Genomic DNA, 1,218 nt, shown 5'->3' with positions numbered 1-1,218 from the left:
GCTCTAAATCTTCGATAAACTTTTGTTCAAATGAAGACACATTCATTTTACTTAATATAAGAAAATAAGATTTTATTATACTATCAGGCATCTGATGCAGTTCTCTACTAAATTTATTTGCAATATAATTAATATCCCAAACATGAATTTTTTGATTTTGATATTCGATTTTAGCTTCTAAAGGGATCCTTGTAGGTATAGGAAGTATCCTTTCATCTAAATTAATTCTATTGCTCACTCTATCAAAAAAATTAATGATCGTTATTTTGAGTTTTAGACAAAGTCATTACCGATTTACATTCAACAACACTAATCTTTTCCTTATGAATTAGATAAATATCAACAATAAAGTTATCAATATCACCAATTTTACGTTCAAGCACTATTCGATCATATTTTTTGCTTAATGAAATCAGTTCATGAAGAAAGTTCATATAATGAAATTTCGCTTAAACCAAAGTCAAGAGCACGATCACAATTAATACAAACTGTAACTAAGTCATTCTTATCATTTTGACTTCTAAACTGCTTAGGTGTTAAGTGCATATATATTATTTTCTCACTTGAACTATCTGCGCCACAAATCAAGCATTCTTTTTTACGAGACTGATTAGTCATTTTTCCTCCCCCATATCATTTTCCGTGCGAGCGGCTCATAACGCGTCGAATAGTATCGTTACTGACATGCGTGTAGCGCTCTCCGTTGTTCGAGAGCTCAGATGATCAAGAAGCTCCTGAATATCCCGCAACTCCATACCCGGTTCCAGCCAAGGGTAGCAAAGAGCTGCGTAGCGAATGGCATTTGTGGGCTTTTCTTGTCAGATTTATTTCTTCGCCAGCTTCTATTTCAAAATTCATACTCATAAGGCCCACTCTCCCCTAAGTATACCGACAGTGTGTAATATTGGAAATATCATCTTATATAGAAAGAGAGACACCTCCGCCTACAGACAGATTGAAGTGTCTCTGAAAAGAACGATGTACGCACATCCTTTTTTTATTGACAATTCTTGTGCGCATTTGATTGAAATCATTTAGGATCATTCATACCTCATCTATACGATCCGTTGCATTGTGCCCCGGCGCAAAGTTGTGTTGAATCTCTTCCAAGAAACATTGAACCGCAGGTGCCAAATACCGGTTTTTCATAACCATCAAATAGACGGTACGTTCCAACGCAGGCGAATACAACGTTTTGCGGACAATCGATTCATCCTT

At 35.8% G+C, this 1,218-nt stretch carries 2 protein-coding genes and 1 pseudogene; all 3 read right to left on the bottom strand.

The genetic code is table 11. The features are described 5' to 3' along the window. Positions 1-238: hypothetical protein (locus BBG47_RS30500; RefSeq protein ID WP_217492548.1), on the bottom strand; the 238-nt coding region annotated here is incomplete at its 3' end. Positions 239-417: 179 nt separating this feature from the next. Beyond that, the gene (locus tag BBG47_RS29685; RefSeq protein ID WP_139070818.1) at positions 418-618 is read right to left on the bottom strand and encodes an HNH endonuclease signature motif containing protein; all 201 of its coding nucleotides are present in this window, start codon (positions 616-618) and stop codon (positions 418-420) included. 426 nt (positions 619-1,044) lie between these two features. Then, positions 1,045-1,218 (bottom strand): annotated as a pseudogene (locus tag BBG47_RS31005) (LysR family transcriptional regulator); the annotation flags it as partial.

Origin of the sequence: Paenibacillus sp. KS1, assembly GCF_001680695.1 — a bacterium.
GTDB lineage: Bacteria > Bacillota > Bacilli > Paenibacillales > Paenibacillaceae > Paenibacillus_B > Paenibacillus_B suaedae.
This window is presented reverse-complemented; position numbering and strand designations above follow the sequence as displayed.

Bases quoted from the DNA above. Each gene is read 5' to 3' on its own strand.
- BBG47_RS29685 (WP_139070818.1), bottom strand. From the start codon at position 618: ATGACTAATCAGTCTCGTAAAAAAGAATGCTTGATTTGTGGCGCAGAT.